This is a genomic window from Longivirga aurantiaca, from assembly GCF_042660085.1.
Taxonomy (GTDB): Bacteria; Actinomycetota; Actinomycetes; order S36-B12; family CAIYMF01; genus Longivirga; species Longivirga aurantiaca.
In genome coordinates this window covers 896781-920873 of sequence record NZ_JBHSTI010000008.1, presented here as the reverse complement: position 1 = coordinate 920873, position 24093 = coordinate 896781, and the positions used below count along the sequence as shown (strand labels likewise).

The 24093-nt window shown below is 72.1% G+C and carries 26 protein-coding genes; 11 read left to right on the top strand and 15 right to left on the bottom strand.

The genetic code is table 11. The features are described 5' to 3' along the window. Window positions 1–31 precede the first annotated feature (31 nt). Complete coding sequence (locus ACFQGU_RS08345) at window positions 32–562, bottom strand: isoprenylcysteine carboxylmethyltransferase family protein (protein WP_386765587.1); 531 nt, start codon at window positions 560–562, stop codon at window positions 32–34. 89 nt (window positions 563–651) lie between these two features. Here ACFQGU_RS08345 and ACFQGU_RS08340 point away from each other — a divergent pair, with 89 nt between their 5' ends. From ACFQGU_RS08340 to ACFQGU_RS08315, 6 genes are all read left to right on the top strand, one after another. Beyond that, window positions 652–1464 carry a prolipoprotein diacylglyceryl transferase gene (locus tag ACFQGU_RS08340; RefSeq protein WP_386765585.1) on the top strand — a complete coding sequence of 271 codons (813 nt, stop codon included), beginning with the start codon at window positions 652–654 and terminating at the stop codon, window positions 1462–1464. Next, window positions 1461–1859 (top strand): hypothetical protein, encoded by a 399-nt coding sequence (locus ACFQGU_RS08335; RefSeq protein ID WP_386765584.1) that lies wholly within the window; start codon window positions 1461–1463, stop codon window positions 1857–1859. The genes ACFQGU_RS08340 and ACFQGU_RS08335 overlap by 4 nt, the downstream gene beginning before the upstream one ends. Before the next feature lie 53 nt (window positions 1860–1912). Next, on the top strand, window positions 1913–3448 hold the full coding sequence (locus ACFQGU_RS08330) for a radical SAM protein (protein WP_386768209.1): 1536 nt from the start codon (window positions 1913–1915) through the stop codon (window positions 3446–3448). Then, the gene (locus ACFQGU_RS08325) at window positions 3445–3768 is read left to right on the top strand and encodes a hypothetical protein (protein WP_386765582.1); all 324 of its coding nucleotides are present in this window, start codon (window positions 3445–3447) and stop codon (window positions 3766–3768) included. The genes ACFQGU_RS08330 and ACFQGU_RS08325 overlap by 4 nt, the downstream gene beginning before the upstream one ends. Window positions 3769–3808: 40 nt before the next feature. Beyond that, window positions 3809–4246: a YdeI/OmpD-associated family protein gene (locus ACFQGU_RS08320; RefSeq protein ID WP_386765580.1), complete on the top strand. Its 438-nt coding sequence runs from the start codon at window positions 3809–3811 to the stop codon at window positions 4244–4246. A gap of 180 nt (window positions 4247–4426) precedes the next feature. Next, window positions 4427–4984, top strand: coding sequence for a hypothetical protein (locus ACFQGU_RS08315; RefSeq protein WP_386765578.1), 558 nt, complete (start codon window positions 4427–4429; stop codon window positions 4982–4984). Window positions 4985–4999: 15 nt separating this feature from the next. Here the strand turns inward: ACFQGU_RS08315 and ACFQGU_RS08310 are convergent, their stop codons facing one another. Together ACFQGU_RS08310 and ACFQGU_RS08305 are read right to left on the bottom strand one after the other, a co-directional pair. After that, window positions 5000–5476: a dsRBD fold-containing protein gene (locus tag ACFQGU_RS08310; RefSeq protein ID WP_386765576.1), complete on the bottom strand. Its 477-nt coding sequence runs from the start codon at window positions 5474–5476 to the stop codon at window positions 5000–5002. 127 nt (window positions 5477–5603) lie between these two features. Next, window positions 5604–6203 carry a DM13 domain-containing protein gene (locus ACFQGU_RS08305; RefSeq protein WP_386768207.1) on the bottom strand — a complete coding sequence of 200 codons (600 nt, stop codon included), beginning with the start codon at window positions 6201–6203 and terminating at the stop codon, window positions 5604–5606. A 175-nt stretch (window positions 6204–6378) separates the two neighbouring features. Here ACFQGU_RS08305 and ACFQGU_RS08300 point away from each other — a divergent pair, with 175 nt between their 5' ends. From ACFQGU_RS08300 to ACFQGU_RS08290, 3 genes are read left to right on the top strand one after another with little or no spacing between them, the layout of a single operon-like run. Beyond that, complete coding sequence (locus ACFQGU_RS08300; protein WP_386765574.1) at window positions 6379–7557, top strand: acyl-CoA dehydrogenase family protein; 1179 nt, start codon at window positions 6379–6381, stop codon at window positions 7555–7557. After that, the gene (locus ACFQGU_RS08295; RefSeq protein ID WP_386765572.1) at window positions 7554–8663 is read left to right on the top strand and encodes a CaiB/BaiF CoA transferase family protein; all 1110 of its coding nucleotides are present in this window, start codon (window positions 7554–7556) and stop codon (window positions 8661–8663) included. The genes ACFQGU_RS08300 and ACFQGU_RS08295 overlap by 4 nt, the downstream gene beginning before the upstream one ends. Continuing rightward, a complete protein-coding gene (locus tag ACFQGU_RS08290; RefSeq protein WP_386765570.1) occupies window positions 8660–9322 on the top strand; it encodes a GntR family transcriptional regulator in 663 nt (220 codons plus the stop codon). Before ACFQGU_RS08295 ends, ACFQGU_RS08290 begins: the two co-directional genes overlap by 4 nt. Window positions 9323–9409: 87 nt before the next feature. Here the strand turns inward: ACFQGU_RS08290 and ACFQGU_RS08285 are convergent, their stop codons facing one another. From ACFQGU_RS08285 to rpsB, 10 genes are all read right to left on the bottom strand, one after another. Beyond that, window positions 9410–10063: a cation transporter gene (locus ACFQGU_RS08285; protein ID WP_386765568.1), complete on the bottom strand. Its 654-nt coding sequence runs from the start codon at window positions 10061–10063 to the stop codon at window positions 9410–9412. Between the two features lie 181 nt (window positions 10064–10244). Further along, the gene (locus tag ACFQGU_RS08280; protein WP_386765566.1) at window positions 10245–11720 is read right to left on the bottom strand and encodes an HNH endonuclease signature motif containing protein; all 1476 of its coding nucleotides are present in this window, start codon (window positions 11718–11720) and stop codon (window positions 10245–10247) included. Between the two features lie 152 nt (window positions 11721–11872). Next, window positions 11873–12343, bottom strand: a complete 471-nt coding sequence (locus ACFQGU_RS08275; protein WP_386765564.1) for a phage tail protein — start codon at window positions 12341–12343, stop codon at window positions 11873–11875. Between the two features lie 99 nt (window positions 12344–12442). Next, window positions 12443–14338 (bottom strand): propionyl-CoA synthetase, encoded by a 1896-nt coding sequence (locus ACFQGU_RS08270; RefSeq protein WP_386765562.1) that lies wholly within the window; start codon window positions 14336–14338, stop codon window positions 12443–12445. 146 nt (window positions 14339–14484) lie between these two features. Beyond that, on the bottom strand, window positions 14485–15612 hold the full coding sequence (gene rlmN, locus ACFQGU_RS08265; protein WP_386765560.1) for a 23S rRNA (adenine(2503)-C(2))-methyltransferase RlmN: 1128 nt from the start codon (window positions 15610–15612) through the stop codon (window positions 14485–14487). 52 nt (window positions 15613–15664) lie between these two features. Next, window positions 15665–16513, bottom strand: a complete 849-nt coding sequence (locus ACFQGU_RS08260) for a phosphatidate cytidylyltransferase (RefSeq protein ID WP_386765558.1) — start codon at window positions 16511–16513, stop codon at window positions 15665–15667. Window positions 16514–16536: 23 nt separating this feature from the next. Then, window positions 16537–17094, bottom strand: coding sequence for a ribosome recycling factor (gene frr / locus ACFQGU_RS08255; protein ID WP_386765556.1), 558 nt, complete (start codon window positions 17092–17094; stop codon window positions 16537–16539). Window positions 17095–17145: 51 nt separating this feature from the next. Next, window positions 17146–17931 carry a UMP kinase gene (gene pyrH / locus ACFQGU_RS08250; RefSeq protein WP_386765553.1) on the bottom strand — a complete coding sequence of 262 codons (786 nt, stop codon included), beginning with the start codon at window positions 17929–17931 and terminating at the stop codon, window positions 17146–17148. 105 nt (window positions 17932–18036) lie between these two features. After that, window positions 18037–18849, bottom strand: a complete 813-nt coding sequence (tsf, locus tag ACFQGU_RS08245) for a translation elongation factor Ts (RefSeq protein ID WP_386765551.1) — start codon at window positions 18847–18849, stop codon at window positions 18037–18039. Window positions 18850–18976: 127 nt separating this feature from the next. After that, window positions 18977–19930 carry a 30S ribosomal protein S2 gene (gene rpsB / locus ACFQGU_RS08240; RefSeq protein ID WP_386765549.1) on the bottom strand — a complete coding sequence of 318 codons (954 nt, stop codon included), beginning with the start codon at window positions 19928–19930 and terminating at the stop codon, window positions 18977–18979. Window positions 19931–20293: 363 nt separating this feature from the next. On the opposite strand from rpsB, the gene ACFQGU_RS08235 reads away from it, so the two are divergent. After that, window positions 20294–20902, top strand: coding sequence for a M23 family metallopeptidase (locus tag ACFQGU_RS08235; RefSeq protein WP_386765547.1), 609 nt, complete (start codon window positions 20294–20296; stop codon window positions 20900–20902). A gap of 67 nt (window positions 20903–20969) precedes the next feature. Continuing rightward, on the top strand, window positions 20970–22133 hold the full coding sequence (locus tag ACFQGU_RS08230) for a PQQ-dependent sugar dehydrogenase (RefSeq protein WP_386765545.1): 1164 nt from the start codon (window positions 20970–20972) through the stop codon (window positions 22131–22133). Here the strand turns inward: ACFQGU_RS08230 and whiG are convergent. Together whiG and ACFQGU_RS08220 are read right to left on the bottom strand one after the other, a co-directional pair. Next, window positions 22130–23125: an RNA polymerase sigma factor WhiG gene (gene whiG / locus ACFQGU_RS08225; RefSeq protein WP_386765543.1), complete on the bottom strand. Its 996-nt coding sequence runs from the start codon at window positions 23123–23125 to the stop codon at window positions 22130–22132. The genes ACFQGU_RS08230 and whiG overlap by 4 nt on opposite strands. Beyond that, the gene (locus tag ACFQGU_RS08220) at window positions 23100–24011 is read right to left on the bottom strand and encodes a tyrosine recombinase XerC (RefSeq protein WP_386768205.1); all 912 of its coding nucleotides are present in this window, start codon (window positions 24009–24011) and stop codon (window positions 23100–23102) included. The genes whiG and ACFQGU_RS08220 overlap by 26 nt, the downstream gene beginning before the upstream one ends. Window positions 24012–24093 lie beyond the last annotated feature (82 nt).

The window sequence follows — 24093 nt, the reverse complement described above, 5'->3', positions numbered from 1 at the left end:
GGGACGGACCGGGGACGGCGCAGGCCGAGCGTCAGGCCGCGGCGCCCACGTCGAGCCAGGCGCGGTCCTCGCACCGCACGCGCAGTACGACGACGACCGCGAACATCACCGCGACCGGTGCCGCCACGACCCAGGCTCCTGCCACGAGGGGCAGCGCCACGGCTGACGTCACGCCGGCGGCGTAGCCGGGGTGCCGCAGCCACCGGTAGGGCCCTCGGACCACCGGCGCCTCTCCGGGCAGCACCAGCACCCCCGTGGTCCACCGGCGGCCGAGCGTGGCGATGGCCCACCAGTGCACGCACTCGGCAACGACGAGCACGGCGAGCCAGGCCCAGGTTGCGGGACCGACCGTGACCGGCTCCCCCCTGCGCACGGCCAGCCAGCAGGCGGCGAGCACCAGGGCGGGCACGGCGAGGTTGGCCAGCAGCAGGGGCACGTGCTGGCGGGAGCACGCCTCGACCGCGCCCTCCTCGCGCAGGACGACCGTGTCGAGGACGGACAGGACGTGCTCGGCGATGCGCAGGGCGCACCAGATCATGACGACGATGCCGACGACGACCATGGCGACCTACCCGGAGGGCGCTCTTCGGGCCGCCCCTTTGGCTACCGTACGACGTAGTGCACCGGGGACGCCCGCGGGAGGGGGAGGACGTGCACCCTACGCTCTTCACTCTCGGCGGGCTGTCCGTGCCCAGCCACGAGTTCTTCGTCGGCCTCGGCTTCCTCGCGGGCCTGGCCGTCTTCCTGCTCGAGACACGCCGTCGCCGCATGTGGGACGAGCGGCTCATCCCGGTCGTGGCCGGCATCGTCGTCGGAGGCGCGCTCGGAGCGCGCCTCGCCGGCATCCTCGACGCCGCGACGCAGGACGGCGGCGGCGTGCTCGCGTGGGCGTGGAGCGAGGGCGGGCGCAGCATCCTCGGCGGCCTCACCGGCGCCTACGTCGGGGCACTGGTCGGCAAACGGGTGGGCGGCTACTCCGGTCGCACCGGCGACCTCTTCGCACCGGCCGTGGCGGTCGGCCTGGCCGTGGGCCGCATCGGCTGCCTGCTCGCCGAGGCTCCGGGCCGACCGACGTCGCTCCCCTGGGGGATCACCGTCGACCCGGCCGTCGCGGCGAGCATCCCGGAGTGCCCGGGCTGCCTCGCCGGGGTGCCGATGCACCCGTCGTTCCTGTACGAGATCGCCTTCCTGGTCCTCGCCTTCCTCGCGCTGCGGGCGGTCCGCGACCGCATCGAGGCGCCCGGCGAGACCTTCGTGCTGTTCATCGCGGCGTACGCCCTGTTCCGCTTCGGCGTCGAGTTCACGCGGGCCAACCCGCCGGACCTCCTCGGCCTCACCCGATCCCAGGTCTTCATCCTGGTGCTCTCACCGCTGCTCGCCCTCCGCCTTCACCGCGGCTGGCGGGCGGGCGCCTACGACCGGATCCTGCCCACCCTGACCGTGCCGACGAGGGAGACGACATGAGCGACCCCACGATCCCGACGAGCCCCGACGACGACCGGCCGCCGGAGGAGGCCGCCGTGCCGCCGCCGTCCGAGGCGGGCGACGAGGCAGCGGCGTCCCCGCCGCCGCCTGCACCTCCGCTGCCTCCAGCGCCCTCGGCCGGGCCTGGCGAGCGGCGCTACGACACAGCCACGGTCGCGTGGAGCGCGGTCATCACCACCGTGCTCGCAGCTCTCGCGAGCCTTACCGTCGTGGCCGTGCCGGCCATGCTGATCATCGCCGGGATCATGACCGCCCGGGCCACGGAGGTGCGCACGCGCAGCATCTGGATGGGCATCGTGATCGGGTGCGGCATCGGGCTGATCGTGTTCGCCGGAGTCTGCGTCGCGCTCATCAACAGCGCCGGGACTGCGTGATGGCTCTCGACACCAGCACGTCCACGAGCGTGCAGCTGACGTGGGGCGAGGGCATGCCGCTGCGCGGCGACCGCGTGCGCCGCTACGTCGTCGCGTTCTGCCCGCACTGCCACGTCGAGCAGGACGGCCAGCCGCTGGCGGAGGTACGACGCCTCTCCGGCTGGCTGGCCGAGCGCGACGGGCGGGTGTGGCTCGAGCGCGGCTGCCCCGTGCACGGGTTCGTCCGCACGCTGTACGACGAGGATCCCGGGATCCTCACCTACCTCGAGCAGTGGACGGCGCCCACGAAGTGGCACGTCCCCGACTCGCCGGGCAACTACGACGCGGTGCCCGGCGCCTACCTGCGCGGCCTCGGCGAGATGCAGACGCAGCACACGTGCATCCTCCTCGAGGACGTCATCGAGGGCTGCAACCTCCGCTGCCCGACCTGCTTCACCGACGCCTCGCCCCTGCTCTCCGGCGTCGTCCCCGTCGAGGACGTCCTCGCCAACGTCGACCAGCGGCTGGCGCGTGAGAACGGACGGCTCGACGTCGTGATGATCAGCGGGGGCGAGCCCACGCTGCACCCGGAGCTGCCGCGCCTGCTCGACGAGCTCGTGTCGCGCAACGTCGTGCGCATCCTCCTCAACACCAACGGCGTCGAGGTCTCCCGCGACGACGCCCTGCTCGGGCTGCTCCGGCGGCACCGGGAGCGCGTCGAGGTCTACCTCCAGTTCGACGGGCTGCGCGAGGAGTCGTCGCGCCACCACCGGGGTGGCGACCTGCGCCAGATCAAGAGGCTCGCGCTGCAGCGGCTGTCCTCGGCCGAGGTGTTCACGACGCTGACCATGACCGCGACGCTCGGGGTGAACGACGACGAGATCGGCGACGTCGTGATGCTCGCGCTCGCGACGCCGTTCGTCGGCGGCGTCTCGATCCAGCCGGTGTTCGGGTCGGGCAGGTCGCACGACGTCGACCCGACCGAGCGCCTCACCCACACCGGGGTCCTCGCCCGGCTCGGGCCCCAGACGGGTGGCGTCGTCACCTGGCACGACCTCACGGCGCTGCCGTGCTCGCACCCGCACTGCTGCAGCGTCGGGTACCTGCTGCGCACCGACGGTGGCGAGTGGAAGTCGCTCGTCGCGATGGTGGGCGAGGAGCGGCTCAAGGAGCACCTCGGCCTCGTGGCCAACCGCATCGCCGACCGCGAGCTCCCCCAGGAGCTCCAGGCGGCCGTCAAGGAGTCGCTGCTCGGCCTGCTCAGCGAGCAGAGCAGCCTCTCCCACCCCGACGTCGGCGCGCTCTGGCGCGACGTGTGCGAGGCGTGCGACCTCGGGATCTCCTCGCTGCTCAGGATGGCGGCCGCCGCCGGTCTCCCCGGGCGACGGCAGGATCTGCGCCGGATGCTCGGCGAGCGGGTCGTGCGCATCACCGTGAAGCCGTTCATGGACCGCCACACGATGATCGAGGAGCGACTGACCCAGTGCTGCGTGCACGTCGGCACGCGGGGCGACGAGGGGGACCAGTGCGCCCCGTTCTGCGCCGTCCAGGCGTGGCCGGCGCTCTCGGCCCAGCGGCTGTCGCTGTCGGCCGGACGGAGGACGACATGACCACCAGTCCTGCGGGCGTCCCGGGACGCCCGCTGCCCGGGGACCCCGGCCTCGCTGCCTCCGGACCCTCGACCCCGTTCGATCCCCTGCGGCTGTGCATCTTCACGACGGTCGCCCTGCTCGCCTGGGTCTTCGGACCCCTGGCCGTGCTGGTCTTCGCGAGCATCGGGCTCGCCGGCTACTGGCGGGCGCACCGCGCGGGGCTGACCCGCAGCCGGTGCTATCTCCGCGACGTCCGCCTCGTCCTGGCCTACCTCGCCGTCATCGCCGCCGCCGCGGTGGCCGGCATCGCCTGGACGGTGCACGGCTGGCTCGCGTGATCGCCGAACCGTGCGCGCGCGGCCGTGATGGGATGCCGTCATGAGGTTCCAGGCGACCGTCGACCTGCATGGCAGGTCGGCGACAGGCATCGTCGTGCCGCCCGAGGTCGTCGAGGGTCTCGGCTCCGGCAAGAAGCCTGCTGTGACCGTCACCATCAACGGCTTCTCGTACCCCAGCACGATCGCGTCGATGGGCGGCCGCTTCCTGCTGCCCGTCAGCGCCGCCATCCGCGCGGGCGCAGGTGTCTCAGCCGGCGACGTCGTGGACGTCGAGGTGGTGCTCGACACCTCGACGCGCGAGGTCGCCGTACCCGACGACCTGGCAGCGGCGCTGGTGAAGGCCCCCGCTGCCCGGACGGCCTTCGATGCGCTGTCGAACTCGAACAAGAAGCGCCATGTGCTCTCGGTCGAGGGCGCGAAGACCGCCGAGACGCGCGAACGCAGGATCGCCAAGGTGCTGACCGAGCTCGGCGGCTGACAGCGGTCACGGACCGCTGACGCCCGGTCACCCTCGGCGCATCCCCGTTTCACGCCCAGCGTCACGCTGAAGATCCGGGCGCGCAACGCGGCCGAGGCGGCCAACCCGACGCCGGTCGTCGAGACCGCCGAGCCGGCGAAGAAGGGGCTCATCAACGACATCCACATCGGCGGGGTGCACGTGCACCACCAGGTGTGGGGCATCCTGCTCGTGCTCCTCGTCGGGCTGATCGAGTTCCGCTACCGGCCCGAGTCGCCGTGGGCCGAGGTGCTGGGTGCGCTGTTCGGCATCGGCGCGGCCCTCGCGCTCGACGAGTTCGCGCTATGGCTGCACCTCGAGGACGTCTACTGGTCCGAGCAGGGTCAGAAGTCCATCGACGCCGTGCTCATCGCGATTGTCGTGGGCGCGGCGCTGCTCGTGGGGGTCTCCCCCGTCGGCGACCTCACGGCGGCGCAGGAGCAGGGCTTCATCTTCACCATGGTCTTCCTCGTCACCCACATCGGGCTGTGCATCCTGTGCATGCTCAAGGGGAAACCCATCACCGGGCTCATCGGGCTCCCCGTGCCCTTCTTCGCGTACGTCGGCGCGATCCGGCTCGCCAAGCCGACCTCCTTCTGGGCCAGGCGCTGGTACGGCCCGAAGAAGATGGCCCGGGCCGAGGCCCGCTTCGCCGAGAACCGGAGCAAGCGCATGGTCGAGGGCCTGCGCGACCGGTTCTCCCCCACGACGCGCGGCTGACCGGGACGCCGTCGCTCACCAGGCGCGGTCGCCGCCCGCGGCGCCGGCCATGTCCTTGGTCGCCGTCGCCATGAGCGAGTCCGCGAGCTCGCGCAGCGCCCGGGCCACGGCCACCTCGTCGCCGATCTCGGGGACGTCGGGGTCCGACGGTGCCCGGCGTGCGGATCCCTTGGCCTCCAACGGGATGCCCGAGTCCGCGATCAGCACGGCGTGCGCCGCCGTCGAGGGGTCGTGCTCGAACACGTGCACCGTGACCCGCCACGTCTTCACGTGGTAGCCGCCGGTGTCGCGCTGCTCGGGCTGGTCCTCGAGGTGCTCGATCCGCCCGTCCGAGCCCGGGAAGTACAGCGCCTGCTGGCCCGAGTCGCTCCACTCGACGAGGTAGGGCGGCGAGCCGTCAGGGTTCCTGACCTCGACCACGCGGGCGTCCCTCACAGGTCCGCCGACCGTGCGCGGGACGATGATGATGCGGTCTCCCACCGATGCCTTCATGACGCACTCCTCACCGCGGTTCGGGGCATCCCCTCGCACCGGGCGCGGCCCGCTCGGCTGGGGACGTCGCAGCCTCCCTGCCCTGCTGACGCTACGCCCGCGATCGGCACGTTGCGCGGCGATGGCGTCAGGCCGGCTCGAGAGCTGCCGCGCCGAAGGAGACGGCGAACCGGGCGCACCAGATGCTCACGCTCGTGAGCGAGTCGAGGTCCGTCCCCGGCGGCACGACGTAGTTCTGGTCGCCCACGTTGCCCTTGAGCCGCCCGAGCTCGAGATAGTCGCCGTCGTCGAACACGAACCACCCGTCGGGACCGTCGAGCACAGGCTGGTCGGACAGCCACACGCGCAGGTCGGGGCCGTTCGAGGTGTCGAGGTCCTCGATCCGCAGCACCTGGGTGCCGTCCGCGAGGGTGAGCAGCCGCACCGAGCCGGTGGTCGCGTGCTCATGGGTCACGAACGTGCCGCGCGCGGTCTCGATCGGGCCTGCGGGAACGGTGGCGCTCGGTGAAGGCGACGCCTGCGGTGCCGACTCGGACGGTGTCGGAGCGGCAGGGCTCGCCGGTGCGGTCGCCACGGCGGTCGGCAGGGCCTCGTCGACGACGTCGTCGACGAACAGCTTCCACGGCTGGAACACCACGAGCGCCACGCCGGCCACGGCGAGCAGGGCCGCCGCCACGGGGAGGACGACGGCGGGCCGCCGCCACCACCCGCGGCGCGGAGCGGTCATGGGCGTGGTGTCGCTGGGCTCGGTCACGGGTCCAGCACACCCTGTGCGGCCGCGCGCGGCCAGGGCCCGGGGCTCGTCGTCACCGGCCGGTAAGAAGACAGGGGGGGGTCTTCTGGATATTGGATCCAATCTGCTACGGTTCTCCGAAACGCCGTCGCCGTCCCCAGGAGCACCCGTGTCCCCCGCACCGCAGCACCCCTTCGCCCTGCTCGACCTCGACACGCTGATCGACGACGAGGAGAAGGCGATCCGCGATGTCGTCCGCCAGTACGTGGACGACCGGATCAAGCCCGAGGTCGGCGACTGGTTCGAGACCGGGTCGATCCCGGCGAAGGAGCTCGCGCAGGAGATGGGTGCGCTCGGCCTGCTGGGCATGCACCTCGAGGGCTACGGCTGCGCCGGCACGAGCGCCACGGCGTACGGCCTCGCCTGCCTCGAGCTCGAGGCCGGCGACTCCGGCATCCGCTCGCTGGTCAGCGTGCAGGGGTCGCTCGCGATGTACGCGATCCACGCGTTCGGCTCGGAGGAGCAGAAGACCGAGTGGCTCCCCCGCATGGCCGCCGGCGAGGCGATCGGCTGCTTCGGCCTCACCGAGCCGGACTTCGGCTCCAACCCGAGCGGCATGCGCACCGCCGCCAAGCGCGACGGCGACGACTGGGTGCTCAACGGCACGAAGATGTGGATTACCAACGGCACCGTGGCCGACGTCGCGGTCGTGTGGGCGCAGACCGACGGCGGCATCCGTGGCTTCGTCGTCCCGACGTCCACTCCCGGCTTCACCGCGCGCGAGATCCACAAGAAGCTCTCGCTGCGCGCCTCGGTGACGGCCGAGCTCATCCTCGAGGACGTCCGCCTTCCGGCCAGCGCGGTGCTGCCCGATGTGAAGGGCCTGCGCGGCCCGCTCTCGTGCCTGAACGAGGCGCGCTTCGGGATCGCCTTCGGCACGATCGGCGCCGCCCGTGACTGCCTCGAGACGGCCATCTCGTACTCGATCGACCGCGAGCAGTTCGACCGCCCGATCGCCGGCTTCCAGCTCACCCAGAAGAAGCTCGCCGACATGGCCCTCGAGCTCGACAAGGGCTACCTGCTCGCTCTGCACCTCGGCCGGCTCAAGGACAAGCACGTGATCCGCCCCGAGCAGATCAGCGTCGGCAAGCTCAACAACGCACGCGAGGCCCTCGCCATCGCCCGCGAATGCCGCTCGATCCTCGGCGGCAACGGCATCACGCTCGAGTACCCGATCATCCGGCACATGAACAACCTCGAGTCGGTCTTCACCTACGAGGGCACCAACGAGATGCACACCCTGGTCGTCGGCGAGGCGCTCACCGGTCTCGCCGCGTACCGCGGATGACCGGCGCGCTCGACGGCGTCGTCGTCGCGGACTTCTCGCGGGTGCTCGCCGGGCCGTACGCCACCATGCTGCTCGCCGATCTCGGCGCCGACGTGGTGAAGGTGGAGCGCCCGGGAGCGGGTGACGACACCCGCCACTGGGGTCCGCCCTACGCGGTGGACGGCACGGCGACGTACTTCGCCGGGGTGAACCGCAACAAGCAGTCGCTGTTCCTCGACCTGTCCTCCCCCGAGGGCATGGCCGAGGCGCGCGAGCTCGCGCTGCGCGCGGACGTCGTCGTCGAGAACTTCAAGCCCGGCACGATGGACAAGCTGGGGCTCGGCTACTCCGCGCTCGCGTCCGAGAACCCCGGCGTCATCGTCTGCTCGATCAGCGGATTCGGCTCGGGCGAGGGCGCGTCGCTGCCCGGCTACGACCTGCTCGTGCAGGCCATGGGCGGCCTGATGTCGGTGACCGGGCCCGAGGCCGGCCATCCCACCAAGGTGGGTGTCGCGCTCGTCGACGTGATCACCGGGCTGCACGCCGTCTACGGCATCCTCGCCGCGCTGCGTCACCGCGACGCCACCGGCCAGGGCCAGCACGTCGAGGTCAACCTGCTGTCGTCGCTGCTGTCGGCCCTGGTCAACCAGGCGTCGGCGTACGTCGCCGGCGGCGTCGTGCCCGGCATCCTCGGAAACGACCACCCGTCCATCACGCCGTACGGCGTCTACGCGACGGCCGACCGTCCGCTCGTGCTGGCCGTGGGCAACGACGGCCAGTTCCGCGCGCTCTGCTCGGTGCTCGACGTCGACCTCGCCGCCGACCAGCGCTTCGCGACCAACCCCGCGCGAGTCGCCCACCGCAGCGAGCTCCGCGTGGCGCTCGAGGTCGCGCTCGGGACGCACGGGGCCGACCACTGGTACGCCGGCCTCACCGCTGCCGGCGTGCCGTGCGGGCCCATCAACGACATCGAGGGGGCGTTCAGCCTCGCGACCTCGCTCGGCCTCGACCCGGTCGTCGCCGTACCGGGCAGCCCGGTGCTGCAGGTCGCGAACCCGCTGCGGCTGTCGGCGACTCCCCCGACGTACCGCACCGCCCCGCCGTCGATGCCGGGGGCGACGCCGTGAGCGCCGCGACGTTCGAGAAGCCGCCGACCGCGCAGGAGGCGGTGCTCGCCGAGCTGCGCCGCATGATGGTGACCGGCGAGCTCGCACCCGGCACACCGATCCGGCAGGAGGCGCTCGCCGAGCGGCTCGGGGTGTCGCGGGTGCCGCTGCGCGAGGCGCTCAAGGTGCTCGAGGGCGAGGGCCAGGTCGGGTACGCCGCCCACCGCGGCTACGTCGTCGCCGAGCTCTCGGTCGACGACCTCGTCGAGGTCTACCGCATGCGCGAGCTGCTCGAGGCCGAGGCGATCCGGGCGGCGGCGCTGCACGTGACCGACGGCCTCGTCGCGGCCATGCGTGCCGCGGCCGCCGACGTCGACGCCGCCGGCCGCGCGGACGACGTCGCGGAGATCACCACCGCCAACCGGCGCCTGCACTTCCTGCTGTTCGACGCATCCGGCATGCCGCGCCTCGTGCGCACGCTGCGCCAGCTGTGGGACGCGACCGACGTCTACCGCTCGGTGTACTTCGCCGGCGAGGCCAACCGCGAGCGCGTGCACCACGAGCACGACGCCCTCATCGACGCCGTGGCCCGCCGCGACGCCGAGGCAGCCGTCGCCGTCCAGGCCGAGCACCGCGACCACAGCGTCGCGGCCGTCACCGCCGCCATCACCGCCCGCTGACGCCCGGGTCCCAGCGGCCGCCGCTCAGCCGCCGCACCTGCTCGACGACCCCTGCCGAGCGCTCGCGGCACGGCTCCGAGACCGGCCTCAGTCGTCCTCGACGAGTTCGCCTTCCCAAGCCTCCATGCCTTCACGCACGGCGAACGCTGCGATGACGTAGCCCGCGACGGGGTCCAGCCAGGCTTGCCCCGTCACGGTGAACAGACCGATCCCGATCAGGGTCGAGGCGCTCAGCAACACACACACCCTGGTCTCGGCAGCGTCAGCCAGGATCAGCCGATCATCGTCCAGTGCCTTGCCGACCCGAGTCTTCGCCCAGGCCAGCCACGGCATGACGATCAGCGAGAGAACCAGGATCGCGATACCGACCGGCGACTGATCCGGCAGTTCTCCGGTCAACAGATCACGGGTCCCGACGATGACTACATATGCAGCAAGCACGAAGAACGTGAGCGCCACACCCCGGAGGGCTCGACGCTCCATTGCCTCGTCGGTCGAACCGTTACGCAGCCGGGCGCTGAGCCGCACCGTGACGATCACTGCCGAGATGGACTCGATGCCGGAGTCCAGGCCGAACCCGACCAGCGACACCAGACCCGCCGCGACGCCGGCGGCAACGGCCAGGATCCCTTCAATCACGTTGTACGTGACGGTGAACTGAGCCAGCCGTAGACCACGCCGGGTCAGCCCTTCCGCCTCCGGGGTCAGAGCCCGACCGGCAGGCCCGTCCTCGATGCTCACGGGGGCCACCCTTCCAGGTCCGAAGCGTGACCTGCCGACGTTGGGCTCGGACCCGCAAGCGATATCGCCGGACACCTCGCTCAGTGCCGCGAGTGTCCGGGCATGGCGATGGGACCGCTCCCTGTCGGGTGGTGCGGTCTGCCGGTGGTGCTGATCGGTCCCGAGTGCGGCCGGCCCCTCTTCAGGGCCGGGTTCGGACGGGGGCGGGGTCGGGCGGTTCGACGGCGAGCCAGGTCGGGCATCCCGGGTCGATCCCGGGAACCCTCGTGATGGTCCATCCGCCCTCGTGCACCGCGTGGTGGTGCTTCGCGCACAGGAGCGTGAGGTTGTCGAGGTCGGTGGCGCCGCCGTGCTCCCACTCGGTGATGTGGTGGGCCTCGCACCACCCGACCGCGATCCGGCAGCCGGGGAACGCGCAGTGCCGGTCCCGCAGGTCCAGCGCCCGACGCAGGCGAGGCGGCACGGTGCGGTAGCGGCGTCCCTCGTCCCAGACGTGGTGGCGACGCCGCAGGAGCCGCGCCGACTCGGCGTCGAGCTCGCAGCCGGCGACGCCGTGGACGTGCCCGTGTCGTCCCCGGTGGGCGGGTCCGTGGCAGGGGATGCCGTCGTGGTGGTGGGCGTGGCGGTCCGGGACGGATCCGGCGGTGGCGATCTCGGTGACTGAGGCGTCGCAGAGCATCCGGCGCACGGTGTCGGCGTTGACCAGCACCGGGGACGACATCCCGGGGACGGTGATCTCGCCGGGGAACCCGGCGTCGAGGTCGTCGACGCTGGTGCTGATGGTGACGTGCGGTCGGACCCCGTGGGCGCGCCCGACCATGCCGTTGGCCAGCCACAGCTGCACGAGGTGCTTCAACGACAGGGCGTCCTGATGCGCGGCCGCGATCCGGCGCCGCCGCTCATCTGTGGCCGCGTCGCCGGTGGGCTGCTCGTCCGGGGTCAGGGATCCCGACCGGTACTTCGCGTCGCGCATCCGGTCCAGCAGCACCTTGAGCGCGGCGCCGTCCTCCAGGGTCAGGGCACCCTTGAGGACGAACTGGTCCCCCACCCGGGTCACGGTCAGGAACTGGCCGGCCATGGCTTCTTCCTTGCGGCGGGCCGCCGCCTCCGGGTCCAGGATCTCCTTCAAGATCGCGGCAGCGCCCGCGACCTCCTCCACCGAGCCCTGCTCGGCGATCGGGAGGAGGTAGTCCTCGCAGAACGCCCGCCACGCCACCCGGTCGTCGGCGGTCCTGTCCGCGATCGCCGCCTCCGACCCGCGCACCAGGGCAGCGGCCAGGTCCGGGGTGACCCGGCCGGCGACCAGCGCGACCCGGGTCGCGGCGTACGACCGCAGCGTGCGGGCGCCGGAGACCACCGAGCCGGCCCTGCCCGGGGCCATGCCGGTGCGCTGGGTCAGGAACGCCGTCGTCGACCCGAACCCCGCCGACGCCAGCACCCCCGACGCGTCCAGACGGTCCACCGCGACCACGCCCAGGGCGTGGGCGGCGTCGCGGACCGCGAACAGCTCCGCCGTCAGCTCCGGCAGACCCGCCAGACCGACACCCGCGACCGCACCCGAACCGGCCAGCACCGACGCCTCCGTCAGCAGACCCCGCGCACCCGCGACCAGGCGCGCGAGCTCCACCGCCGGATCGACGGAGGTGGCCTGGGACATGACCCCATCATGGCCACCACCTCCGACAGCGCGCCGATCACCGACAGGCGATATCCACAGCAACCACATGCGATTCCGGCCGCACCCCGACTTGGTAGTGGAAAGTCGCAGCCGACAGCGACTTACCACTACCAAGTCGGCGGGGCCATGCCTCAGTACTCGCCCCTGATGACGAAGTAGCTGCCGCGGATCGTGCCGGCGAGCTTGGACTTCTGGCGCACGAACTTGAACGTCGTCTCGAGCTCCTCGGGCACCTCCATGCCGTCGGAGAGCTTGAAGCCCACGGCGCGCTTGCCGCCGTCCTCGAGCGTGTAGAGCACGTTGACCGACAGGCCCGATTCGTAGAACACATAGGTCCAGCGCACGCCGTCGATGAGCATCTCGGTGGCCTCGAGAGGCGTGGACGCGAGCACGATGTCGCGCTCGTCCTTCAGCACCTTCGCGACGTACGCGACGAGCTTCTTGCCCGTGGCCGACGTCGCCTTCTCGGTCGCGAACACGACGTCGTACTTGTTCCGGAAGTAGCGGGCCTCGTTCGCCCGGAGGCCGGCGAGCGCCTCCGCGACGGGTGAGGACTCGAGCCCCTCGGTCGAGACGGTGACGAAGTCGACGACGTACGGCACGGAGACCTCCGGGGCGAGATGACGGGCAGAACCTACCGATCCGACGCGCCCGAGTCTCACAGGGCGTATGGCAGCGGCGCTTCTCCGATCCTGCTCGGGTCAGTCGCCCTGGAGCAGGGGGCGCAGGACGTCGAGCACGCTGATGTCGTCGATCGTCGACGGCGGCGCCTCGGGCCGGCCGTCGGCGATGCCGCGCATCGTGCGGCGCAGGATCTTGCCCGAGCGGGTCTTGGGCAGGCCCGGCACGATCACGACGCTCTTGAACGCGGCGACCGGCCCGATCTCGTCGCGCACCGACGCGACGATCTCCTTCTCGAGCTGCTTCGGGTCGATGTCTGCGCCAGCCTTCAGCACCACGAACGCGCGCGGGATCTGGCCCTTGAGCTGGTCGTGGACGCCGATGACCGCGCACTCCGCCACCATCGGGTGGGTGGCGACGACCGCCTCCATCGAGCCGGTCGAGAGGCGGTGCCCTGCGACGTTGATGACGTCGTCGGTGCGGCCCATCACGAAGATGTAGCCGTCCTCGTCGATGTAGCCGCCGTCGCCGGTCGCGTAGTAGCCGCTGAACACCGCGAGGTAGGAGTCGACGTACCGCTTGTCGTCGTTCCACAGCGTCGGCAGCGTGCCGGGCGGCAGCGGTAGGCGGATGGAGATGTTGCCCTCCTGGCCGGGCTCGACCGGGAGCCCGCGCTCGTCGAGCACGCGCACGTCGTACCCCGGCATGATCACGCTCGGCGAGCCGGGCTTGATCGGCAGCGGCTCGAGGCCGCGCGGGTTGGCCGCGATCGGCCAGCCCGTCTCGGTCTGCCACCAGTTGTCGACCACCGGGATGCCGAGGATGTCGCTGGCCCAGTGGTAGGTGTCCGGGTCGAGCCGCTCGCCGGCGAGGAACAGCGTCTGCAGCGACGACAGGTCGTGACCCGCGCGCAGCGACGCGTCGGGGTCCTCCTTCTTGATCGCGCGGAACGCCGTCGGCGCGGTGAAGAGCGCCTTCACGCCGTACGTCGCGATCACGCGCCAGAAGGCGCTGGCATCCGGTGTCCCCACGGGCTTGCCCTCGTAGACCACGGTCGTGGCGCCGGCGATGAGCGGCGCGTAGACGATGTACGAGTGGCCGACGACCCAGCCGACATCGCTGGCGGCCCAGAACACGTCGCCAGCGCCGATGTCGTAGACGTTGCGCATGCTCCAGGCGAGCGCGACGGCGTGGCCGCCGTTGTCGCGCACGATGCCCTTGGGCTTGCCGGTCGTGCCCGACGTGTAGAGCACGTAGAGCGGGTCGGTGGCCTCGACGCTCACGCAGCCGGCGGGCTCGGCCGCAGCCGCGAGCGCGCGCCAGTCGTGGTCGCGCTCCCCCATCTCGGCCACGGCCTGCGGCCGCTGGAGGATCACGGTGGCGTCGACCGTGTGGTCGGCGGCCTCGAGCGCGCGGTCGAGCATCGGCTTGTACTCGACGACACGACCCGGCTCGATCCCGCACGATGCCGACACGACCACCTTGGGCGTCGCGTCGTCGATGCGGATCGCGAGCTCGTGCGGCGCGAAACCGCCGAAGACCACCGAGTGGACGGCGCCCAGGCGCGCGGTCGCGAGCATCGCGATCACGGCCTCCGGCACCATCGGCATGTAGAGCAGGACGCGGTCGCCCTTCTCCACGCCGAGCCCGCGCAGCACCCCGGCGAAGGTGGCGACCTCGTCGAGCAGGCGCGAGTACGAGTACGTGTCGGCCGTGCCGGTGACGGGGCTGTCGTAGACGAGCGCGAGGCGCTCGCCATGACCGGCGAGGACGTGCCGGTCGAGCGCGTTGAAGCAGGTGTTGAGGCGACCGCCGGTGAACCAGCGGTAGTACGGCGCATCGGACCTGTCGAGCACGATCGGCGGCTCGACGTCCCAGTCGATCGCAGCGGCGGCGTCGCGCCAGAAGCCCTCCGGGTCCTCGATGCTGCGGTCGCGCTCGCGCTGGTACGCACCCGTGTCGACAGCCTGGCTCATCCTCGACCTACCTCCTCGTACGCCGCGGGCAGCCGGAGCCCAGGGCAGACACGGCCAGCATCGCGGACGTGCCTGCAGCGTGTCAGGAGGTGTCCCGGGCCGTGCGCCGAGGGCGAGGACGCCTGCGCCGAGCGGTCGGAGGCGCGCTACTCGGCGGCGGCGAGCTGGCCGCAGGCGCCGTCGATCTCGCGGCCGCGGGTGTCGCGCACGGTGACCGCCACGCCGCCGGCCTCGAGCCGCCGGACGAACTCGCGCTCGTCCTCCGGGCGCGATGCCGTCCACTTCGACCCCGGCGTGGGGTTGAGCGGGATCAGGTTGACGTGGACCAGCTTGTTGCGCAGGCGCTTGGCGAGCAGCTCCGCCCGCCAGGCCTGGTCGTTCACGTCCTTGATGAGCGCGTACTCGATGGAGACACGGCGCTTGGTGATGCGCGCGTAGTCCCACGCGGCCGCGAGCACCTCGTCGACCTTCCAGCGCGTGTTGACCGGCACGAGGGTGTCGCGCAGCTCATCGTCGGGTGCGTGCAGCGAGAGCGCCAACGTGACGGGCAGGCCTTCCTGCGCGAGCTGCTGGATGCGCGGCACCAGTCCTACGGTCGACACGGTGATGCCGCGCGCCGACATGCCGAGGCCCGCGGGGGCGTCGTCGGTGAGCCGGTGCAGCGCGCCGACGACGGCGTTGTAGTTCGCCAGCGGCTCGCCCATGCCCATGAAGACGACGTTGCTCACGCGGCCCTCGCCGCCGGGCACCTCGCCGGCAGCGAGCTGGCGGGCGCCCGAGACGACCTGCTCGACGATCTCGGCGGTGCTCATGTTGCGGGTGAGCCCGGCCTGCCCCGTGGCGCAGAACGGGCAGTTCATGCCGCAGCCGGCCTGGCTCGAGACGCACATGGTGACGCGGTCGGTGTAGCGCATGAGGACGCTCTCGACGAGCGCGCCGTCGTGCAGGCGCCACAGCGTCTTGCGCGTGGTGCCGGCGTCCGCGGTCATCTCGCGCACCGGCGTCATGAGCGTGGGTGTCAGCACCTTCGCGATGTCGGCGCGCTGGGCGGCCGGGATGTCGGTCCAGCCCTCGGCGTCGGCCGAGAGGCGGGAGAAGTAGTGACGGCTCACCTGGTCGGCGCGGAACGCCGGGAGGCCGAGCGCGGTGACGGCCTCGCGCCGCTCGGCCGCAGTCATGTCGGCGAGGTGGCGCGGCGGCTTGCCTCGGCGCGGCGCCTCGAACGTCAGCTCGCCCGGCTTCGGCGTGCGCGGGGTCTCGAGGTCCTGGGTCATGACGACGTCCATGGTCGCACGCGGCGTGGCGTGCGGGGAAACGGCGGGACGATCAGGCGCCGAGGAAGACGAGCAGCAGGAGCCAGCCCACGAAGATGTTGGGCAGGAGCGAGTCGAGGCGGTCCATGAGGCCGCCGTGGCCCGGGATCAGGTTGCTCATGTCCTTGACGCCGAGGTCGCGCTTGATGGCCGACTCGACGAAGTCGCCCGCGGTCGCGGTGAACGTGAGCACGAGACCCGTGACCAGGCCCTGCCACCACGGCGCCTCGAGCAGGTACACGAACAGCAGGACGCCCGCGACGGCCTGGAAGATGAGCGACCCCGCGAAGCCCTCCCAGGACTTCTTCGGGGAGATCTTCGGCGCCATCGGGTGCCGGCCCATCAGCACCCCGAAGATGTAGCCGCCGATGTCGCTGCAGATCGTCAGCACGACGATCACGATGACGCGGTCGCCGCCCTGCGTGGAGGCCAGCACGAGCCCGGCGAGACCGCCCATGAGGCCGGTGTAGGCCGCGACGAGGGCCGTCCCGGCGACGTCCGCCACGTAGCCCTCCGGGCCTCGCAGCAGCCGGGCGCCCATCGCGAGGAGCACGGTGGCCCCGAAGACGCCGACGAGGGGCTGCACGCCCCACAGGTAGGCGACCAGTGGCATCGCGAGCGCACCGGCGTACAGCACAGCTCGCTCGACCCGGATTCCGCGCTGCTCCAGCGCACCCGCGAGCTCCCACGACGCGACGGCCATCGCGACCGAGACGATGACGACGAACAGCCACGGCAGGTAGAGCACCGGCAGCAGCACCAGGCCGATGCCGAGCACGAGCCCCATGCCGATCGCGGAGACCAGGTTGCGGCCGGCGCGCCCGTGCGGGGCCGGCTGCGGTGACGTGGTCGCGTCGGTCATGGGTGGTCGAGGTGGTCGAGGTCTCAGACCTCGAGCAGCTCGGCCTCCTTGTGCTTCAGGAGCTCGTCGATCTGGGCGACGTACTTGTGGGTGATCTCGTCGAGGGACTTCTCCGCGCGACGGACCTCGTCCTCGCCGACCTCGCCGTCCTTCATGAGCTTGTCGAGGGTGTCCTTGGCGTGGCGACGGATGTTGCGCATCGAGATGCGGGCGTCCTCTGCCTTGGTGCGCGCCACCTTGATGTAGTCGCGGCGGCGCTCCTCGGTGAGCTGCGGGAAGGCCACGCGGATGACGATGCCGTCGTTGGTGGGGTTGACGCCGAGGTCGGAGTCGCGGATGGCCTTCTCGATCGCGGTCATCGAGCCCTTGTCGTAGGGCGTGATGACGACGAGGCGCGCCTCCGGGACGGCGAAGCCGGCCATCTGCGTGACCGGCGTCTGCGAGCCGTAGTACTCGGCGGTGATCTTGTCGAACATCTTGGCCGTGGCACGGCCCGTGCGGATCCCCGCGAAGTCCTCCTTCGCGACCCCGACGGCCTTCTCCAGCTTCTCCTCGGCCTCGAGCATGGTCTCGTCGATCACGGGTGGCTCCTCGTCGTCTTCGTTCCTGGGCGGTCGTCGCGGGCGCTGGGGTCAGCTGGCGACGAGCGTGCCGATCCTCTCACCCCGCACGGCGCGGGCGATGTTGCCCTCGACGAGCAGGTTGAACACGATGATCGGCAGGTCGTTGTCCTGGGTCAGGCTGATGGCGGTGGCGTCGGCGACCTTCAGTCCGCGGGCGAGCACCTCCGCATGGGTGAGCGTCTCGAAGCGCTTCGCGTCGGGGTTGGTGCGCGGGTCGTCGTCGTACACGCCGTCGACGCCCTTGGCCATGAGCACGACCTCGCACCCGATCTCGAGCGCCCGCTGCGCGGCAGCGGTGTCGGTGGAGAAGTAGGGCGCCCCGAGGCCCGCGCCGAAGATGACGACGCGGCCCTTCTCGAGGTGGCGGATGGCGCGGCGCGGCACGTACGGCTCGGCGACCTGGCCCATCGAGATGGAGGTCTGCACGCGGGTCTCGACGCCCTGGCGGTCGCAGAAGTCCTGCAGCGCGAGGCAGTTCATGACCGTGCCGAGCATGCCCATGTAGTCGGCGCGGGAGCGGTCCATGCCGCGCTCGTTCAGCTGGGCGCCGCGGAAGAAGTTGCCGCCGCCGATGACCACGGCCACCTGGGTGCCGCTGCGTACCACGGCCGCGATCTGCCGGGCGATCGCCTGGACGACGTCGGGGTCGACGCCGAGCGCGCCACCGCCGGCGAACGCCTCGCCCGAGAGCTTGAGCAGCACGCGGCTGTAGCCGCCCTCGGGCACGCCGGGCCAGGTGTCGAGCGTGCCGTCGAGCGACGGCTGCACGGCTCCGGAGACGCTGGAGCCCGCCATCGGGGTGGATCCTGCTTCGGCAGTGGTTCCGTCCACGACAGCGGCCTCCAACGGCTCTACGGTTTCTCCGGCGTCAGTCTGCCAAGTGCAGACCGTGAAGGAGGGTCAGGCGCCGATCTCGAACCGCACGAAGCGGCTGATCGAGGTGCCGGCGGCGTCGAGGACCTGCTGGACGCTCTTCTTGGCCTCGACGACCGACTCCTGCTCGAGCAGGACGTTGTCCTTGAAGTACGAGTTGACGCGGCCCTCGATGATCCTCGGGAGCGCAGCCTCGGGCTTGCCCTCCTCCTTGGCCTTGGCCTCGGCCACGCGGCGCTCGGTCTCGACCACGTCGGCCGGGACCTCGTCGCGGGTGAGGTACGACGCGCGCATCGCGGCGATCTGCATCGCGGCGGAGCGGGCGGCCTCCTCCGAGCCCTCGTAGGCCACGAGGACGCCCACCTGCGCGGGCAGGTCGGCGGCACGCTTGTGCATGTAGGTCGCGACGGTGCCGTCCAGGAACGCGACGCGGCCGAGCTCGAGCTTCTCGCCGATCGTGGCGGCGAGCTCGGTGATGGCCTCGGCCACGGTCCTGCCGTCGAGCTCGGCGGCCGCGAGGACCTCGGTGCTGTCGGCCTTGACCTCGGCGGCCTTGGCGACGACCTTCTCGGCGAGGGCCTGGAAGTCGGCGTTCTTGGCGACGAAGTCGGTCTCGGCACGGAGCTCGACGAGGGCGCCGTCCTTGGTCACGACGAGGCCGTTGCTCGCGTCGCGCTCGGCGCCGCGGGCGGCGGCCTTGGCCGCACCCTTCACGCGCAGGGCCTCGGCGGCCTTCTCGAAGTCGCCGTCGTTCTCGACGAGCGCCTTCTTGCACTCCATCATGCCCGCGCCGGTGAGGTCGCGGAGCTTCTTCACGTCGGCAGCAGTGACGTCAGCCATGACTGGCTCTCTCTTCCTGGAGAAGTCGAATCGGTGAGTCTCACGGCTGCGGCCCGGGTCCGCCGGTGAGGCGGACCCAGGCCGCAGGCCGGATCGTGCGGGGCGCGCGGCGTCGGCCGCGCGCTCGTCAGGCCTGCTCGGCCGGGGCCTCGGTGGTCTCGGCCACGACCTCGGCAGCAACCTCGGCGGGAGCCTCGGCGGCAACCTCGGCCGGAGCCTCGGCGACGACCTCGGCGACGACCTCGGCGGGAGCCTCGGCAGCAGCCTCAGCCGGGGCGGCAGCCTCGGCGTCGGCGCCCGTGAGCAGCGCGGTCTCCCAGTCGGCCAGCGGCTCGTCGACGGCGACGACGCCCTCGGCGGCCGCAGCCTCAGCCACGGCACCGCCACGGCCGGCGCGGGCCATGAGGCCGTCGGCGACGGCGTCGGCGATCACGCGGGTGAGCAGCGCGACGGCGCGGATGGCGTCGTCGTTGCCGGGGATCGGGAAGTCGACGACGTCGGGGTCGCAGTTCGAGTCGAGGATCGCCACGACCGGGATGCCGAGCTTCTTGGCCTCGGCGACGGCGATGTGCTCCTTGTTGGTGTCGACGATCCACACCGCGGAGGGGACCTTCGTCATGTCGCGGATGCCGCCGAGGGTCTTCTCCAGCTTGTCCTTCTCGCGACGCAGGACGAGGAGCTCCTTCTTGGTGAGACCGGAGCCGGCGACGTCGTCGTAGTCGATGAGCTCGAGCTCCTTCAGGCGCTGGATGCGCTTGAAGACGGTCGAGAAGTTGGTGAGCATGCCGCCGAGCCAGCGCTGGTTGACGTAGGGCATGCCCACGCGGGTCGCCTGCTGGGCTACCGGCTCCTGCGCCTGGCGCTTGGTGCCGATGAACATGATCGAGCCGCCGTGCGACACGGTCTCGCGCACGAACTCGTAGGCGCGGTCGATGTACGTCAGCGACTGCTGCAGGTCGATGATGTAGATGCCGTTGCGCTCGTTGAAGATGAACCGCTTCATCTTCGGGTTCCAACGGCGGGTCTGGTGCCCGAAGTGCACGCCGCTCTCGAGCAGCTGCTTCATGGTGACGACGGCCATGGCCGGGTCGCTCCTTCTTTGGCGCCGAGGCGCGCGGGCAGGCCCGCGACGCGGCAGCGCCACTCGGTTGTCCGCCCCGACGGTCGCCGGGGCGCCTGACTCCCGCCGGGCGCACCCCACCGGACGGATCCGGACCGCGGGTGCCCCGCCGACCCTGGGGCCGGGATGCGGGCGTGCGATGTCAGCCCACCGGAGCAGGCTGCGCGGGAAGTCTACGGGCAGACCCCCCGAGACCTGAAATCGCAGGTCGGAGGCCCGAGCGGCCGCCCGGCACGCCGTCCACAGGCCGGGCGCCCGGCGTGTCGTCCCCAGCCCGGGGTCGGCCGGCACCGACCGGTCCGGCCCCCGGTCGAGGGTCGGCACGTGATCCTCCTCGAACCCGCCGTCGCGCCCCTCGCCTCGCTCCTCGCCTCGGCCCTCACGGCGCTCACGAGCGCCCTCGGGCCGCTCCCTGCTGCCGGCCCGCCGACGCTGCTGCCGCTCACGGCCCAGAGCCGGCCGTCGGCCCCGGACACCCCGACGGCCACGGACACCCCCGCCGTGGCCGTCGGGGCCCCCGGCTGGCAGCCGCCCCTCCGAGGCCCGCTGCTCGTCACGGCACCGTTCGACCCGCCTCTCTCCGACTGGATGAGCGGCCACCGGGGCGTCGACCTGCTCGCCTTCGCCGGGGACGCGGTGCGGGCGCCGGGCGACGGCGTGGTCGTCTTCGCGGGCCCGGTCGCCGGCCGCGACGTCGTCACGCTGCTGCACCTGGACGGACGCACCACGACGTACGAGCCGGTCGCGCCCGAGGTCGGCGTCGGCGAGTCCGTCGCCGGCGGCCAGGTCATCGGCCGCGTGCACGAGGGCGCCGGCCACTGCGGAGAGGTCCCGTCCTGCCTGCACTGGGGCCTGCGCGACGGCGAGGACTACCTCGACCCCATGTCGCTGCTGCGTCGCGGCCGACCCTCGCTCCTGCCCTGGAACCCGTGACGGCCGCTCCCGGCCATCGGCCCGGCGACGTGCTGCCGGATCCGCGCGGACGACGTAGCGTCGTCGGATGGAGCCCCGTCGCCCGCGCACCCTCCCCCGCCTCGTGGCGCTCGGCGCCAGCGCCGCGGTGCTCGCCGGCTGCAGCAGCGCACCGAGCGCACCGACGGGCTCGCCGGCTGCCCCGTCCCCGACGCCCGCCACCACGATCTCGGCCTCGCCGACCTCGTCGTCGGCCGCGCCCGCCCCCGTGGTGTCTGGGTCAGTCACCGGGCTCTCCGCCCCGGCCGACCTCGCCCGCGGGCTCGAGGTGCCGTGGGGCGTGGCCTTCCTCCCCGACGGCGCGGCGCTCGTGGCCGAGCGGCGCAGCGGACGGGTGGTGCGGGTCGATGCGTCCGGCGGCACGACCGCCGTCGGCGTCGTACCCGGTGTGGCCGACCAGGGCGAGGGCGGGCTGCTCGGCCTCGCGCTGCTCGACGACGGTGCGCGGCTCGTCGCCTACCTGACCTCGACCGCGGGCGACAACCGCGTCGTGTCGTTCCCGTTCGACGGCACCGCACTGGGCGAGCCCACGGTGCTCCTCGACGGCATCCCGTCCGGCGCCACCCACAACGGCGGCCGGCTCGCCGTCGGGCCGGACGGCATGCTCTGGATCGGCACCGGCGATGCCGGCGACCGCGAGCGCGCGCAGGACCTCGGCACGCGGGCGGGCAAGATCCTGCGGATCGCTCCCGACGGCTCGATCCCCGCCGACAACCCCTTCCCCGGCTCGCCGGTGTGGTCGTACGGCCACCGCAACGTTCAGGGCCTCGCGTTCGACTCGTCCGGGCAGCTGTGGGCGACCGAGTTCGGGCAGAACTCGTACGACGAGCTCAACCGGATCGAGCGCGGCGGCAACCACGGCTGGCCGGTCGTGGAGGGGCGCGGAGGCGGCGCCGACTACGTCGACCCGGTGGTCACCTGGCGCACCGAGAACGCCTCTCCCAGCGGCCTCGCGATCCTGGCCGACGTCGCCTACGTCGGGGGCCTGCGCGGCCAGCGCGTCTGGCAGGTGCCTCTGGACGGGTCGAGCGCCGGCGAGCCCGTGGCCGCGCTCGAAGGATCCCTCGGACGCATCCGCACCGTGGCGGCCGCACCCGACGGCACCCTGTGGCTCACGACGTCCAACCGGGACGGGCGAGGCGACGTCCGCGCAGGCGACGACCGGGTCGTCTCGGTGACCGTCGGCGGCTAATCGAGGTCGTGCGACTCCGACAGGCGCGACCGCAGCTGCAGGACCGCCTTGGTGTGCATCTGGCAGATGCGCGACTCGGTGACCCCGAGCACCTGGCCGATCTCGGCGAGGGTGAGCCCCTCGTAGTAGTAGAGGGTGACGACGACCTTCTCCCGCTCGGGCAGGAGGTTGATCGCCTTCGCGAGGATGTACTTCGTCTCCTCGCCCTCGAACAGGTTGATCGGGTCCGGGGCCTTCGGGTCCTCGAGGGTGTCGCCGAGCGTCATCTTGTCGCCGCGCTCGCCGCCGCCCGCGTGCAGCAGCTCGTCGAGCGCCACGACGTTGACGTAGGAGACCTGGCTGAAGATCGCGTGCAGGTCCTCGAGGCGGATGCCCATCTGGTCCGCGACCTCGGTCTCGGTGGGCGTGCGCTGGAGCTTGGCCTCGAGGGCCTGGTACGCCTTCTCGACCTCGCGGGCCTTGTAGCGGACCGAGCGCGGGATCCAGTCGATCGAGCGCAGCTCGTCGATGATCGCGCCGCGGATGCGGTTGATGGCGTACGTCTCGAACTTGATCGCACGGTCGAGGTCGAACTTCTCGATCGCGTCGATCAGGCCGAAGATGCCGTACGACACGAGGTCCGACTGCTCGATGTTGGGCGGAAGGCCCACGCCGACGCGGCCGGCGACGTACTTCACCAGCGGCGAGTAGTGGATGATCAGCCGCTCGCGCAGAGCCTGCTCGCCCGAGGCCTTGAAGTCCTCCCAGAGCTCGCGCAGCCGCGCGTCGCCGTCTGCCTTCGCCGCGACCTTCTCGTCCTCGGTCGGCGTGAGGTCGATGGCGTCGAGCACCGCGATGTCGACGATGTCGTCGCTGCCGATCTCCAGCACCTCGGCCTCGAGGTCGGGGTCGACCGGGGCGGAGTCGTCGACGGTGTCGAGGGCGTCGACAGCGTCGTCCTCGACCTCGAGGGAGTCGCCGACTCCCTCAGGCCCGGGGGTGCGCCTGCTCATACGTTGACCTCAACCGTTCGACGCTGACGTGCGTGTAGATCTGTGTCGTCGCGAGCGTAGCGTGCCCCAGGATCTCCTGGACGGAGCGCAGGTCCGCGCCACCCTCGAGAAGGTGCGTGGCGGCCGAGTGCCGCAGGCCGTGCGGACCGAGATCCGGGGCGTCCGGCACGTGCCGGAGCATGCGGTGGACGACGTCGCGCGCGGTCCGCGGGTCGAGGCGGCCGCCCCGTGCACCGAGCAGCAGCGCCGGCCCGGAGGCCGCGGTGAGCAGGGCCGGGCGGCCGTCGGCGAGCCAGGTGTCGAGGGAGTCCTGCGCGGGAGCGCCGTACGGCACGACCCGCTCCTTGGCGCCCTTGCCGAGCACCCGCAGCGTGCGGCGACGGGGGTCGACGTCGTCGAGGTCGAGGCCGACCAGCTCGCCCACGCGCATCCCTGTGGCGTACAGGAGCTCGAGGATCAGGCGGTCGCGCAGGTGCACGGGGTCGCCGTCGTCGGCGCGGGTCGTGACGACCTCCAGCAGAGCCGCCGCCTCGGACTGCTTGAGCACCCCCGGGAGGGGCCGGTGCGCCGCCGGTGTGGCGAGCCTGTCGCCCGGGTCGGAGGCCAGCCAGCCCCGCCGCGAGGCCCAGGAGGTGAAGGTGCGGGCGGCGGCCGCACGGCGCGCGAGGGTGGCCCGCGCGTGGCCGCCCGCGGCCTCGGCCGCCAGCCAGCCGCGCAGGTCGGTGAGGTCGAGGTCGGCGACGTCGGTCGCACCCTGCGCCCGGGCGTGTCGCAGCAGGCGCTCGATGTCGCCGAGGTAGGCGCGCACGGTGTGGGGGCTGCGCCCGAGACCGTCGGACAGGTGGACGGCGAACGCGTCGAGCACGTCCTGGAACGAGGCGGGCAGGGGCTCCTGCCCCGCCGCACGCTCCACCGCCGCTGCACCCACGTCACCACCGTCTGCGGGCACCGGCCCGGAGTCAATGCGG